At 53.1% G+C, this 12,466-nt stretch carries 15 protein-coding genes; 5 read left to right on the top strand and 10 right to left on the bottom strand.

Going from position 1 to position 12,466, the window contains the following annotated elements:
- Positions 1-9: 9 nt before the first annotated feature.
- The 8 genes from H142_RS0108315 to H142_RS0108280 are packed head-to-tail and all read right to left on the bottom strand — an operon-like array spanning position 10 to position 6,665.
- Positions 10-840 (bottom strand): metallophosphoesterase, encoded by an 831-nt coding sequence (locus H142_RS0108315; RefSeq protein ID WP_169331829.1) that lies wholly within the window; start codon positions 838-840, stop codon positions 10-12.
- A 48-nt stretch (positions 841-888) separates the two neighbouring features.
- The gene (locus H142_RS0108310) at positions 889-1,431 is read right to left on the bottom strand and encodes an MOSC domain-containing protein (RefSeq protein ID WP_017931661.1); all 543 of its coding nucleotides are present in this window, start codon (positions 1,429-1,431) and stop codon (positions 889-891) included.
- A gap of 1 nt (position 1,432) precedes the next feature.
- Complete coding sequence (locus H142_RS0108305; protein WP_017931660.1) at positions 1,433-1,825, bottom strand: ATP synthase F1 subunit epsilon; 393 nt, start codon at positions 1,823-1,825, stop codon at positions 1,433-1,435.
- Positions 1,818-1,988, bottom strand: coding sequence for a glutathione S-transferase (locus tag H142_RS0108300; RefSeq protein WP_233341649.1), 171 nt, complete (start codon positions 1,986-1,988; stop codon positions 1,818-1,820). The genes H142_RS0108305 and H142_RS0108300 overlap by 8 nt, the downstream gene beginning before the upstream one ends.
- 29 nt (positions 1,989-2,017) lie before the next feature.
- Positions 2,018-3,550, bottom strand: coding sequence for a F0F1 ATP synthase subunit beta (gene atpD, locus H142_RS0108295; protein ID WP_017931658.1), 1,533 nt, complete (start codon positions 3,548-3,550; stop codon positions 2,018-2,020).
- Positions 3,551-3,575: 25 nt separating this feature from the next.
- Positions 3,576-4,475 (bottom strand): F0F1 ATP synthase subunit gamma, encoded by a 900-nt coding sequence (locus H142_RS0108290; protein ID WP_017931657.1) that lies wholly within the window; start codon positions 4,473-4,475, stop codon positions 3,576-3,578.
- A 21-nt stretch (positions 4,476-4,496) separates the two neighbouring features.
- On the bottom strand, positions 4,497-6,032 hold the full coding sequence (atpA, locus tag H142_RS0108285; RefSeq protein ID WP_017931656.1) for a F0F1 ATP synthase subunit alpha: 1,536 nt from the start codon (positions 6,030-6,032) through the stop codon (positions 4,497-4,499).
- A gap of 3 nt (positions 6,033-6,035) precedes the next feature.
- Complete coding sequence (locus H142_RS0108280; protein WP_156811960.1) at positions 6,036-6,665, bottom strand: F0F1 ATP synthase subunit delta; 630 nt, start codon at positions 6,663-6,665, stop codon at positions 6,036-6,038.
- Positions 6,666-6,808: 143 nt separating this feature from the next.
- On the opposite strand from H142_RS0108280, the gene H142_RS0108275 reads away from it, so the two are divergent.
- Positions 6,809-7,213 carry a hypothetical protein gene (locus H142_RS0108275; protein WP_017931654.1) on the top strand — a complete coding sequence of 135 codons (405 nt, stop codon included), beginning with the start codon at positions 6,809-6,811 and terminating at the stop codon, positions 7,211-7,213.
- Positions 7,214-7,408: 195 nt separating this feature from the next.
- On the opposite strand, the gene H142_RS0108270 is transcribed toward H142_RS0108275, so the two are convergent.
- Positions 7,409-7,990, bottom strand: coding sequence for a hypothetical protein (locus tag H142_RS0108270; protein ID WP_017931653.1), 582 nt, complete (start codon positions 7,988-7,990; stop codon positions 7,409-7,411).
- Positions 7,991-8,596: 606 nt separating this feature from the next.
- Between H142_RS0108270 and H142_RS0108265 the strand changes: the two genes are divergently transcribed.
- From H142_RS0108265 to H142_RS0108250, 4 genes are all read left to right on the top strand, one after another.
- Positions 8,597-10,414 carry an ABC-F family ATP-binding cassette domain-containing protein gene (locus H142_RS0108265; protein WP_017931652.1) on the top strand — a complete coding sequence of 606 codons (1,818 nt, stop codon included), beginning with the start codon at positions 8,597-8,599 and terminating at the stop codon, positions 10,412-10,414.
- Positions 10,415-10,507: 93 nt separating this feature from the next.
- Positions 10,508-10,876, top strand: coding sequence for a DUF6249 domain-containing protein (locus tag H142_RS0108260; protein ID WP_017931651.1), 369 nt, complete (start codon positions 10,508-10,510; stop codon positions 10,874-10,876).
- Between the two features lie 48 nt (positions 10,877-10,924).
- Positions 10,925-11,428 carry an RNA polymerase sigma factor gene (locus H142_RS0108255; protein ID WP_017931650.1) on the top strand — a complete coding sequence of 168 codons (504 nt, stop codon included), beginning with the start codon at positions 10,925-10,927 and terminating at the stop codon, positions 11,426-11,428.
- Position 11,429: 1 nt separating this feature from the next.
- The gene (locus H142_RS0108250; RefSeq protein WP_017931649.1) at positions 11,430-11,816 is read left to right on the top strand and encodes a hypothetical protein; all 387 of its coding nucleotides are present in this window, start codon (positions 11,430-11,432) and stop codon (positions 11,814-11,816) included.
- A gap of 26 nt (positions 11,817-11,842) precedes the next feature.
- Here H142_RS0108250 and H142_RS0108245 read toward each other — a convergent pair whose 3' ends face one another.
- The gene (locus H142_RS0108245; RefSeq protein ID WP_017931648.1) at positions 11,843-12,466 is read right to left on the bottom strand and encodes a YceI family protein; all 624 of its coding nucleotides are present in this window, start codon (positions 12,464-12,466) and stop codon (positions 11,843-11,845) included.

Below are 12,466 nucleotides of genomic sequence, written 5' to 3'. Positions count from 1 at the left end.
TCAAGCCAGTCAATCCTGAGCCGGCCTCAGTGTAATCACAACATATTCCGGCGGCGCGCGAAACCGCGCGGGCAGTATTGATGTGCCGATACCCGCTGTAATGAAGACGGGCGACCCGCGATAGGATTTTAAACCGTAGGCATAGGCTTGCCCCGCGCGCGTCGACGTCACCCGCCGCCCAATAAAGGGCAGATTAATTTGCCCGCCATGTGTATGCCCCGATACAATTAGCGCGCTATTTTTCGGCGCGAAAGCGAGTGCGTCCGGGGAATGGGTGATGACGATTTTTATGGCATCAGACGTGCAGTTTTGCGCCGCATATATATCCGGCCTGTCCGTATCAAAATCAGCAATTCCGACGATACAAAATCGCCCCATCATGACGCTGTCATTATCTAACACCGCTATACCGGCAGTGTTGAGCGTTCGCGTGACAACAGATTTGCTATACCATGTATCATGGTTTCCCAGAGACGCATAAATTTTTAAGCCGCCATTAAGCGCGCCCAAATAGTCTATGCCCTGCTCAATATCTGCACGATCCGCTGCATCTCTTTGGACGCGCGGAACATGCCCGTTTATAAAATCTCCGGCAATCAAGACGGCGTCATACGGGCCGTGTTGATTTGTCTTTATAACAATATCTTGAATGCGTTTTGCGTTTATATTCGGGCCGCCAATGTGAAAGTCAGACAGCAGCAATATTTTTAGGGGTGGACCCTTATAATGCGGTGAAGCAATGGTCACGTCGCGCCGGACCAGCAGGAGGGGCTCGATCAGAAAACCGTAAAGTAAACACGCCAATATTATAAGCGCCAACGGCCCGAATATATATTTCACAATGCGTTTCATAACGGGGAATACAGACTTTATATGGCGTGATTAAGGCTATACAGCGCCCAGGGGGCGGTGCGGCAGGTCAGGCAATTTAATATCAATATTATCGCCGCGCATGACTTCCCCGCTTTGGGTAATAATGCCCATCACGCCACATTTTAAAATTAAATCCCCGGACGGCGCTTTTTCGATCATACGGGCCATTAAACCTTCGCCCAGCGCATTGATTTTCGAGCAGGGCTTGCGCAGGCCCGTCACCTCGATCTGCGCTTCGCCAATCGTCAGTTGCGTCCCTGTTGGCAGATTAATCAAATCAATGCCGCGCGTGGTGATATTCTCGCCAAGCTGGCCCGCACCAAGGTCATAGCCATAGCGGCTCATCTCATCGAACAATTCGCTATGAATGAGGTGGACTTGGCGCAGATTGGGCCGCAATGGGTCGCGGCGTTTATCGTAAATATGCTGGACAGTTTGACCGTAATGGGCGTCCCCTTGAACGCCAAAGCCCGCGATCAGTGAAACCGCGAGCTGTGTGTGTTTGGTAAATGAATGCGAGGCGCTTTGCGCAACCGCAATAACGCAGGCGCGGCTCAATCTACAGTATGGCCGCGACGGTTTTCAGACCCTCGACGTCCTGCGCTGCGCTCAGCGCAGCGTCGCCCTCAAGCTCATGCATTTTTTTCTCAATACGCTCAATCTCAGCTTCAATCCCGGGGAGATCGACATCACCGAGCGGCATGGCTTTTTCCGCTAATACCGTCAGGCCCGCAGGCGTCACATCGGCAAAGCCGCCTTGGACGAAATAAAAGCTCTCAACGCCTTCATGATAGACGCCCAGCAGGCCCGTGCGGATCGCGGCCATTAACGGCGCGTGGTCCGGCAGCACGCCAAAATCGCCCTCAGTGCCCGGAACATCAACCTGATCCACTGCGCCGGAATAAAGCTCGCGCGCAGGCGATACGAGTGAAAAGTGAAGTTTTTCAGCCATGAGTGGCTCCTAAAGCGTCATCAAACAGGCGGGTTGCCTTATCAAATTTATCTCCGCCGGAAAAGAAATTGGCGGGATTGCAAAAGCCGACGACCTGTCCCTTATAAAGAGTCAGGCTGTCGGCAGAAATTGTGTCGCCCGACCAAGGACAATGTGTATTCACACAGTCCTTAATATCGAGCGAAGCTGACACTACGCTGCGTCAGCCGCCATTTTCTCGGCCTTAGCGATAACATCATCAATGCCGCCCACCATATAGAAGGCTTGCTCGGGCAGGTGGTCATATTTGCCTTCGACCAGACCTTTAAAAGACTTCACAGTCTCTTCTAGGGGAACCTGGATGCCCGGGGAACCGGTGAAAATCTCGGCCACATCGAAAGGCTGTGACAGGAATTTTTCAACTTTACGGGCGCGCGATACGACTAATTTGTCTTCTTCGGACAACTCATCCATACCCAAAATCGCGATGATGTCTTGCAGGGATTTATAACGCTGCAGGATTTCCTGAACGCGGCGGGCTGTCTGGTAATGCTCTTCACCCACAGTGCGCGGCTCGAGAATACGTGACGTCGAATCAAGTGGGTCAACAGCGGGATAGATGCCTTTTTCAGAAATCGCGCGGTTGAGAACCGTTGTCGCGTCCAAATGGGCAAAGGATGTCGCAGGCGCCGGATCAGTCAAGTCATCGGCAGGGACGTAAACGGCCTGAACAGATGTGATCGAGCCTTTATTAGTCGAGGTAATGCGCTCTTGCATCTGGCCCATTTCGGTGGCCAGTGTGGGCTGATAACCCACAGCAGACGGGATACGGCCCAGCAGCGCGGACACTTCGGAGCCGGCCTGGGTAAAGCGGAAGATATTATCAACGAAGAACAAAACGTCTTTGCCTTCTTCGTCGCGGAAATATTCAGCCTGTGACAAACCTGTCAACGCCACGCGCGCGCGCGCGCCGGGAGGCTCGTTCATTTGTCCATAGACCAATGTGGCGCGGCTCTCGCCCTCAAGATTGATAACGCCGGATTCGATCATTTCGTGGTAAAGGTCATTGCCTTCACGGGTCCGCTCGCCAACACCGGCAAAGACAGAATAACCACCAAATAGCTTCGCGATATTGTTAATCAGTTCCATAATCAGAACGGTTTTACCAACGCCCGCGCCGCCGAACAGACCGATTTTACCACCTTTGGAATAAGGGCAAAGCAGGTCGATAACTTTAATACCGGTCGCAAGGACTTCGGTATCTGTCGCTTGGTCAACAAAGGCCGGCGCTTCTTTATGGATCGACGCCATGACTTTCGTCTTGATCGGGCCGCGCTCGTCAATCGGCTCGCCGATAACATTCATGATACGGCCAAGGGTTTCAGGGCCAACAGGAACCGTAATGGGCGAACCCAAATCGGTTACGGCTTGTCCGCGAACCAGACCTTCGGTCGAATCCATCGCGATGGTGCGCACGGTGTTCTGGCCCAAATGCTGCGCCACTTCGAGAACCAGGCGGTTGCCTTGGTTATCAGTCTCTAGCGCGTTCAAAATGGACGGCAGGTCGCCGGTAAATTCAACGTCGATAACCGCGCCGATGACCTGACTGATGCGGCCTGTCGCTTTTTTGGCGGCGGGTTTTTTCGCTGCGGCGCTTTTGGCCGGAGCTTTTTTGACGGCGGGTTTTTTCGCCGCTACTTTTTTCGCTGCCGGCTTTTTGGCCGTCTTTGTCGCTGCTTTTGCCATGATATGTTCCTCTTGGCTGGTAACTTTAAAGCGCTTCTGCGCCGGAAATAATTTCGATCAGTTCAGATGTAATCTGCGCCTGACGTGTTCGGTTAAATTGTAGGGATAGCTTGTCGATCATGTCACCGGCATTTCGGGTGGCATTATCCATAGCCGTCATTTTAGAGCCCATTTCGCCGGCCACATTTTCAAGCAATGCGGCGAAAATTTGTGTGTTTAAATTACGCGGCAGCAGCACTTTTAAAATGCCGGCCTCGTCGGGCTCATAAGTATAAATCGCGCCGTTCAGATCCGGCCCCATTGGCGCTTCGTCTTCGCCATCGGGAATAGCGGCCATGGCCGGGATCAAGGTTTTGACCTGCGGCACTTGCGTCATGACATTTTCAAATTGGGAATAGATGAGCTTAGCAACATCAAATTCGCCGTTTTCAAACATCTCGGTCACTTCGGCGCCGATACGCTGGGCGATGCCGGCGGTAATGACTTTCTCTTCTTTTAAAGAGATACGTTTGACGATCTTGTCACCGTAAAGGCGCGACAGGGCGTCATAACCTTTTTTACCGATGCTGTAGATTTTTACGGTCTTGCCCGCGCGGGTAAGGCGCACAATTTCTTCTCGCGCGGCGCGCACGATATTACCGTTAAAGCCGCCGCACAGACCACGGTCAGCCGTCGCCACGATCAGAAGATGCGTCTCCTCCTGGCCGTTCCCGACGAGGAGCTGCGGCGCGTCGCCGGAGCCTGTCATAGAGCCGGCCAGATTGGCAATTACAGCGGCCATGCGGTCACTATAAGGCCGCGAGCGTTCAGCTGCGTCTTGTGCTTTACGCAATTTCGCCGCCGCCACCATTTGCATGGCCTTGGTGATCTTTTGCGTCGATTTAACCGACGCGATCCGGTTTTTTAATTCTTTTAAACTGGCCATAGCCCTGTCTCTTTATCCGGATTACGCCGCGAAATTCGCTGTAAAGCTGTCCAGAACGGTCTTCAGACGGTTTTCAATATCGTCAGTCAGCTTTTTCTGTGTGGCAATATCAGAGAGGATCGCGTCGTGCTCGGCGTGAAGATGGGCTAAAAGCTCGGCTTCGTATTTCTGAATATCACCAACTGCAATCTTATCCAAATAACCGCGCGTTCCCGCGTAAATCACGCAGACCTGCTCCTGAACTTGAAGCGGAGAGAATTGCGGCTGTTTCAGCAGCTCTGTCAGGCGCTCACCACGGGCCAGAAGGCGCTGTGTTGATGCGTCAAGATCTGAACCGAACTGCGCAAAGGCCGCCATTTCGCGGTATTGGGCAAGCTCGCCTTTAATCGGGCCCGCCACCTGTTTCATAGCTTTGATCTGCGCCGCAGACCCCACACGGGACACGGACAGGCCGACATTGAGCGCGGGGCGGATGCCCTGGAAGAACAAATCTGTCTCAAGGAAAATCTGTCCGTCCGTAATCGAGATCACATTGGTCGGAATAAAGGCCGACACGTCATTGCCCTGCGTTTCAATAATCGGCAGCGCCGTTAATGACCCGCCGCCATGATCTTCGTTGAGTTTCGCGGCGCGCTCAAGCAAACGGGAGTGAAGATAGAACACATCACCCGGATAGGCTTCACGGCCCGGAGGACGGCGTAGCAAAAGTGACATTTGGCGATAGGCGACAGCCTGTTTGGACAGATCATCATAAATGATCAGGCCGTGCATGCCGTTATCGCGGAAATATTCGCCCATGGCGCACCCGGCAAAAGGCGCGAGGAACTGAAGCGGAGCCGGCTCGGAGGCCGTCGCGGCGACGATAATGGAATAATCCATCGCGCCGTTTTCTTCGAGAACTTTAACAAGCTGCGCCACAGTTGAGCGCTTCTGGCCGATCACGACATAGATGCAATACAGCTTGTCGCTTTCGCGGTTATCATCAAAGGCGGCTTTTTGGTTTAAGATTGCGTCAATCGCAACAGCGGTTTTACCGGTCTGGCGGTCGCCAATGATCAGCTCGCGCTGGCCACGGCCAATTGGGATGAGCGCGTCAATCGCTTTAATACCGGTCTGCACAGGCTCGTGAACACCTTTACGCGGCATAATGCCCGGCGCTTTAACGTCAACGCGGCGGCGCTCGGCCACATCTTTGAGCGGACCTTTGCCGTCAATCGGATTGCCCAGCGGATCGACAACGCGGCCCAAAAGACCCATGCCGACAGGAACGTCAACGATTTCGCCGAGGCGCTTAACAGTGTCGCCTTCTTTAATGCCGCGGTCGTCACCGAAGATAACCACGCCGACATTGTCAGTCTCAAGGTTTAGCGCCATACCTTTGACGCCGCCCGGGAACTCGACCATTTCACCGGCGCGGACATTTTCCAGACCGTAAATACGGGCAATACCGTCACCGACGGACAGAACCTGTCCAACATCAGAGACTTTGGCCTCAGTCCCGAAGCCTTTGATTTGCTTCTTAAGGATTGAGGAAATTTCAGCAGCGCGGATATCCATGGTTTAGGCCTCTTTCATCGCGAGTTTAAGACCACCCAATTGGGTCTTGAGTGAATTATCAAATAGGCGTGAGCCGATTTTTACGGAGAAGCCACCCAGAAGGTCCGGGTCGACTTTGGTTTCAATATCGACCGTGCGGCCGAGGGATGTCTTAAGCTCGGCCTTCATGCTTTTCAGCTCGGCTGGCGAGAGTTTTTTAGCGGATGTAACAACAGCCGTTGTCTCGCCGCGCTTTAGCGCCAGCTTTTCTTCGAACACATTGAGCATATCGGTAATTTCATCAACGCGGCGATTCTGCGCGACGGTTCCGACAAATTGCTGCATCAATGTGCCGACTTTGGCCTTTTTCAGGATAGCAACAAAGGCGGACGCTTTGTCTTCTGCGGCAAAGATAGGGCTATGCGCCAGACGCCGGATATCGGCATGATCGGCAAAGAGAGCCTTTACCGTTTTGGCGTCTTTTTCTAATGTTTTCAAGGCGCTGGCGGTTGTCGCCAGGTCAAGAAGCGCAATGGCATAACGCCCTGCGGCTTCGCTTGCAATCACGCCGTCTTGTGACATTGAGCCGTCCATTAAGTTTGTCAGACCGCACCGCGCAGGCTGAGAGGAAACAAGTTTCAAACGGCGGGTCAAATCGCTACCATTTGTGGAAATTCGCGCCCCCTTAGCACGGCATTTTTTAGATTCCAACCCTAACTGCACCACGGCAAACAGTTCGGTTTACGCCCCGGCGCGACGCGTCTTGCATTATCCCTGTGTCGCGGCATAATTGCGGAATGCTGCTTAAATCTTTCAGTTTATTACGGGCCGGGAGAGATCGGGAAAAAGCGCGCGGTCTGGCGGGCGAGATCGCTGTGGATGCGGCGCTGCTGCCCGCGCGCTTCCTGCTCGCCCGCGCCGTGTTTATGGCATGGGCAGCCTTTGCACTAATTGTCCTGTTCGGCGCATTGGGCCTTTGGCTGGGCAGCCAGCTTCACGGCATATTCTATATCTTCCTTATCTTGGCCGTCCTTGCGGGCACGGCGCTTTATTTTGCCCTGCGCGCCATCCGCCGATTGCGGCAGAAAAGCGAGGTTATCGCCGGACACATGGCTGTCGCGACGAAAGATCGGATAGAGACGAAACTGGCGGCGAGGCGGCGGAAAGCGGAAGCGGCGTCAAACACTCAGGATTTCGTTTAATCGCCATGAGTAGAAGTTAGAGTATATTCTCTTGCGGCCAGTGTGAAACTTTGAAGAGAAATCATTAATAGAGGAGTTGGTGAATAGTTGGACTGTGGGCATAGCAAAACAACAACAAACAATCTGCAAACAAAATGCCCACCCTTGAATATATCAAAGGTGAGCAAAATCTAAAACATCATTTTCATGAGACCATTAATAGTCTTCATCATCATCATCTGAACCGTCATTACCCATTGCACGTTGCAAACGAGTGAGGTGTGTCATTTCAGCGAGGTAGTTTTGTTCTTGAATGGACAATGCTGTCTGCATTTTCATGGACTTCCCACCTGTAAGAAAATTGATAATTTGGTCAATGAGTATGAGAATGGTTTCAATCCATTTTGGAATGGCCCAGCCAAAAGCATCCATAAGTATACGAAATATCTTTTTTACCTCTTGAGCAATTTTGGCAAATCCAAGTTTCCCAATAAATGACTTAAGGCTCCCAAATATACCTTTTGCATTTGATAACAATTGAGGCCCTGCTGACATTTTAAATGCTTGAACGGCCTCAGCACGTTGTTGACGATTGGCAACTTCGCCTCGGCTCATAATATATGCACCCGTTTCCTTAATCTGAGCATTTAATGTTGGGAACAGAGACTGAATGACGGCCTTTTCATCCTCATCATCAGAAATTTTTATGAGTTCCCGCGCACCTTCAGCTACGAAGGCGGCGAATTGATCAAAAAATGATCTAATTTCAGATAAGTCGTCTTTTTTTTCCTGTGGCATAGTTTTCTCCTATTTTGTCTTCAGAAGAATATGCTTGCCATATATACATCACTTTCGCCGTGATAGCGGTCACGATCAGGTTTTTATTAATGCCTTTCGCCAGTTGCCTCCAAAGCAGACAGCAGCCTGAATATATAATTTGCACCAACTTTAAAAATACATCCTCATAACGCCGAAATACGACCCAAAGAAAACCAACGCCTTAGATGGCTTTTAACCAAACTCATCCCCGCCTCTCCAATCTGCCCTATTTTTAAACTGTTCTTTTGGACCGGACAGGTAAGACGTCTCTTGCACGCCAGAAGACGGTATTGGATTCGGGCGAGGTGGGGTTACGGCCTACATCAAACGGGTTTGGGAGCAGACTGCGCTGCGGACTGTGACCTTAGCGAGAGCCGCGTATCGGCCGTGAGATATCGCCGCGAAGTCATCTCTTTGCGAAACACTTACACTTACGGTCTCCGGCAAGGAGACGGCTTCGCGGACATCCGCTTTGCTTTATTAAATTTTGTGACGGCCCGATGCGTCATTGCACGATGACGGCTGCGCTGTTGAAACTGAACGCGGCGGCTTTCTTTTCCCTGCCCCCTGCCCTAAAGCGCGGCCATGGCTCCACCTCTGTTACATCTTAAAGATACGCATCTTACATTCGGCACCACACCACTGCTCGAAGGCGCGGAAATGGCCGTCCATGCGGGCGAGCGCATTTGCGTCGTCGGGCGTAACGGATCGGGCAAATCGACATTTCTTAAAATTGCGGCAGGACAAATTGAGCCGGACAAAGGCGAGCGGTTCTTCCAGCCCGGAACGACGCTGCGCTACTTGCCGCAAGAGCCGGATTTGTCCGCTTATGCGACCATTGCCGATTACGTCTCAGGCGGTCTTGAAGGCGCGGATGATTATTACCGCATTCCGTATCTGCTGGACGCTTTGGGACTGGACGGCGCCAATGGCACGTCGCATCTATCGGGCGGTGAAACCCGACGCGCGGCTCTTGCACGGGCTTTGGCGCCCGAGCCGGACATTTTGATGCTGGACGAGCCGACAAACCATTTAGACCTGCCTGCCATTGAATGGCTTGAGGGCGAGCTGGGCGCGACGCGCAGCGCGCTTGTTCTGATTTCCCATGACCGGCGTTTTGCCAGCGCCCTGTCGCGCAAAACCCTATGGGTGGATCGCGGCCAAACGCGGCTGCTGGATAAAGGCTTTGGCGAGTTCGAAGACTGGCGCGATAATTTCATTGAGCAGGAAGAGCTGGACCAGCACAAGCTGGACCGCCAGATTGCGCGCGAACAACACTGGATCGTCCACGGCGTCTCCGGTCGCCGTAAACGCAATGTGCGCCGCGTCAAAGAACTGGCCGATCTGCGCCAATCGCGCACAGATCACCGCAGCGTCCAAGGCGCGTCTAATATCACGGTATCCACCGGACAGCGCAGCGGTAAATCCGTCGTGCGGATGGAGCGCGTCAGCAAAAGCTTTGGCGATCGGATGATTGTTGACAGCCTTGATCTGAAAATTGCGCGCGGTGACCGCCTCGGCATTATCGGGCCCAACGGTTCGGGCAAAACAACATTGCTTAAGCTTATTATGGGCGGGCTGGAGCCCGATAGCGGCAAAATTACGCGCGGCGTCAATCTGGAACCGCTGGTCATTGATCAGCGCCGCGAGACGCTCAAAGATGAGTGGTCATTATCTGAAGCGCTCACAGATGGCGGCGGCAATCACGTCATCGTTGACGGCGAGAGCCGCCATGTTGTCGGCTATATGAAAGACTTTTTGTTTGCGCCGGAACAGGCCCGCACCTCCGTCACCCGCCTGTCCGGCGGGGAGCGCGCGCGGCTCATTCTGGCGCGCGGGTTACGATTGCCGTCCAATCTGCTCGTGCTCGATGAGCCGACCAATGATCTGGATTTGGAAACGCTGGATCTATTGCAGGAAATGGTCGCGGATTATGACGGCACCGTGATTATCGTCTCCCATGACCGGGATTTTCTTGACCGCACAGTGACCTCTGTTCTCGCCAGTGACCCCGGCGGCCAAGGCCGCTGGACAGAATATGCAGGCGGCTATTCCGATATGCTGGCCCAGGGCGGACAAAATGTGTCATCGCGCCGTGAAGAGAAAACGGCCTCGTCGAAAAGCGCTGCTCCAGCTATAAAGACTGAGCCTAAAAAAGTTCAAAAACTGACGCCGAAAAAACTATCTTATAAATATGAGCACCGCGCCAAAGAGCTGCCTAAAGAAATGAAAAAGCTGCAGGCCAATATCAAATCCGCGCAAGCCAAATTAGATGATGGCGGGCTGTTTGCCCGCGATCCCGAAGCCTTTAACGGCGCGATCAAAGCGCTGGAAAAAGCGAAAAAAGGCCTGCTCGATGCCGAAGATGAATGGCTGGAGATTGAAATGATGCGCGAAGGTTAGACCCAATTTTGAAAGGATTATAAAATAATTTCATCCACGCGCATCCAAAGCGGCCTATTATGACGTCTTAAGGGCATAACATAGGAGAGCGTTATGGAAGAAATTCTAGTCCCGATTACATTATTTGCCATCATTCCCGTCACAGTCTGGGCGGTGAGCCATTACCGCTACAAAACGCGTAACCGCATGGCCGATGTGCTGCAACAATATGCTGTATCGGATAAAGAGCCCCCGCAAGACCTGATCAAAGCGATCGGTCTGCCGCGCCGTCAGCCCCATACAGACTTGCGCCGCGGCATGCTCGCCATCGCCATTGGTCTGGCCTTCTTTATTATGGGCTCAGTCATCCCCGATGAAGAAGCCACAGTCATTTTTGCCGGCTTTGCCTCCTTTCCGATATTGATCGGCATAGCGCTGCTTCTGTTCTGGTATTTTGTCGGCCGCAAAACCGAAGATGCCTGAAGCTGCCCGACTGATAGGCCGCGTGATTATGAATGAGAGAGCATAATCATGCGGCCTGTCGCCTCCGTCAGTTTTGATGATTTACTGCGTGCCCATCAGGGTATGATCCGGGCATTTCTGCGGCGGCTCTGCAGAAACGACGCCTTAGCAGATGATCTGGCGCAAGACGCGTTTTTAATCGCCCACCAAAGGCTGGGGGATTTACGCGACACCGGCGCAGCCAAAAGCTGGTTGTTTCAAATCGCCTATAATGTCTATGCAGGCCATGCGCGCAAACATGCGCGGCGGCGCGAACTTTTTGAGGCGCAAAACGGCGCGGATTTAGATGATGCCGCGCAGCCAGCCCCGGCAGGAATGGCCCGCGATATTGCGATGGCCATGGATCAATTGCCGGCCGATGTACGGGCCTGCGTCCTGATGTGCCTGTCCTACGGCATGAGCCATAGCGAAGCCTCCAAAGCCAGCGGCCTGCCGCTTGGCACCGTCAAATCCCACATTAAGCGCGGGACCGAAAAACTCCGCGCTTTCCTTCACGCTTACCAGCAGGCATAATATGATGATGGATAACGACCCCTTAAATGAGAGCCTCAAAGCGCTATTGTCCGATTACGCCGCGCCTATTCCCGATGACGGATTTGCGGCACTGGTAAAAGACCGGATCGGACGACGGACTAAACTTCGCCGCGCATTATTAGCCGGAGCCTCGCTGTCGGGCGGTATTATCGCGGGGATGCAAATCCCGAAGCTGATTGATTTAGCGGTAGGCGCGTCAAAGCGCGGGCCGTTAGCGAATGCGGCTCTGCCAGATCTGCCGAGCCTGTCATTTAGTCATATCGTGGATGGATTAGCGCAAAGTGCGGGCACGCCCATGCTGATGATTGCCGCAACAGGCATTTGCCTGCTCTGGTGGCTTGGCGATACGGCAATGGATTCATTGTAAAAAGATTTGCTCTAGGTCACTGGATTCTAAGACTTTGTGGCCGTGACTTCGACACTGACTTTGACGGTTTTGCTGACCCACTCATCACTCTGCCATGTTCCTGTTCCGACGCGGTAAGCCGTGCGGTCTAAGGTCAAGTTGCCCGCCATTTTTGCGGTATTGCCGTCAATGGACAGAGAAAACGGAAGCTCTACCGGAAGCGAAATATCTTTGATCGTCAGCGTGCCTTTGGCGAGATAGCGCGCGCCATCAGCCTCATCGGCGATTTTGGTAATATCCGAGGTCTCAAACTGCGCGGTCGGGTGCAGGCCAATGGCGAACCAATCCGGCCCGGGCATCGTCTCATCACGCTCACCGTCACCCGTTTTAGCGCTGCCGGTTTTGATCATGACCACGACATTTGAGGCCTGCAGGTTCTCAGGATCAAAATATATGCTGGCGTCGTAGTCGGTAAATTCTCCGGTAAAAACATTGCCTTTTTGCACGCCGGAAAACCCGAGCGTGCTGGCGGATTTATTCACCGTCCAGTTGCCGGCAGGCATCTCGCTTGCAGGCGTTTCCACCTGCGGGGCCGCGCCGCTATCGGCAGGGTTTGAACACGCTGCAAGCGGCAGATATAAAGCCGCACACATTATCATCCAGTATTTCAT

Source organism: Robiginitomaculum antarcticum DSM 21748, from assembly GCF_000365025.1.
GTDB lineage: Bacteria > Pseudomonadota > Alphaproteobacteria > Caulobacterales > Maricaulaceae > Robiginitomaculum > Robiginitomaculum antarcticum.
Note: the sequence above shows the minus strand (reverse complement) of the source record. Positions and strands in the feature narration are given on the sequence as shown.

What these genes read in the sequence shown, in the direction of transcription:
- H142_RS0108290 (WP_017931657.1), bottom strand. Translation starts at nt 4,475, where the DNA reads ATGGCCAGTTTAAAAGAATTAAAAAACCGGATCGCGTCGGTTAAATCG.
- H142_RS0108250 (WP_017931649.1), top strand. Translation starts at nt 11,430, where the DNA reads ATGATGATGGATAACGACCCCTTAAATGAGAGCCTCAAAGCGCTATTG.
- atpD (WP_017931658.1), bottom strand. Translation starts at nt 3,550, where the DNA reads ATGGCAAAAGCAGCGACAAAGACGGCCAAAAAGCCGGCAGCGAAAAAA.
- H142_RS0108275 (WP_017931654.1), top strand. Translation starts at nt 6,809, where the DNA reads ATGCTGCTTAAATCTTTCAGTTTATTACGGGCCGGGAGAGATCGGGAA.
- H142_RS0108260 (WP_017931651.1), top strand. Translation starts at nt 10,508, where the DNA reads ATGGAAGAAATTCTAGTCCCGATTACATTATTTGCCATCATTCCCGTC.
- H142_RS0108255 (WP_017931650.1), top strand. Translation starts at nt 10,925, where the DNA reads ATGCGGCCTGTCGCCTCCGTCAGTTTTGATGATTTACTGCGTGCCCAT.
- H142_RS0108305 (WP_017931660.1), bottom strand. Translation starts at nt 1,825, where the DNA reads ATGGCTGAAAAACTTCACTTTTCACTCGTATCGCCTGCGCGCGAGCTT.
- atpA (WP_017931656.1), bottom strand. Translation starts at nt 6,032, where the DNA reads ATGGATATCCGCGCTGCTGAAATTTCCTCAATCCTTAAGAAGCAAATC.
- H142_RS0108245 (WP_017931648.1), bottom strand. Translation starts at nt 12,466, where the DNA reads ATGAAATACTGGATGATAATGTGTGCGGCTTTATATCTGCCGCTTGCA.
- H142_RS0108270 (WP_017931653.1), bottom strand. Translation starts at nt 7,990, where the DNA reads ATGCCACAGGAAAAAAAAGACGACTTATCTGAAATTAGATCATTTTTT.
- H142_RS0108265 (WP_017931652.1), top strand. Translation starts at nt 8,597, where the DNA reads ATGGCTCCACCTCTGTTACATCTTAAAGATACGCATCTTACATTCGGC.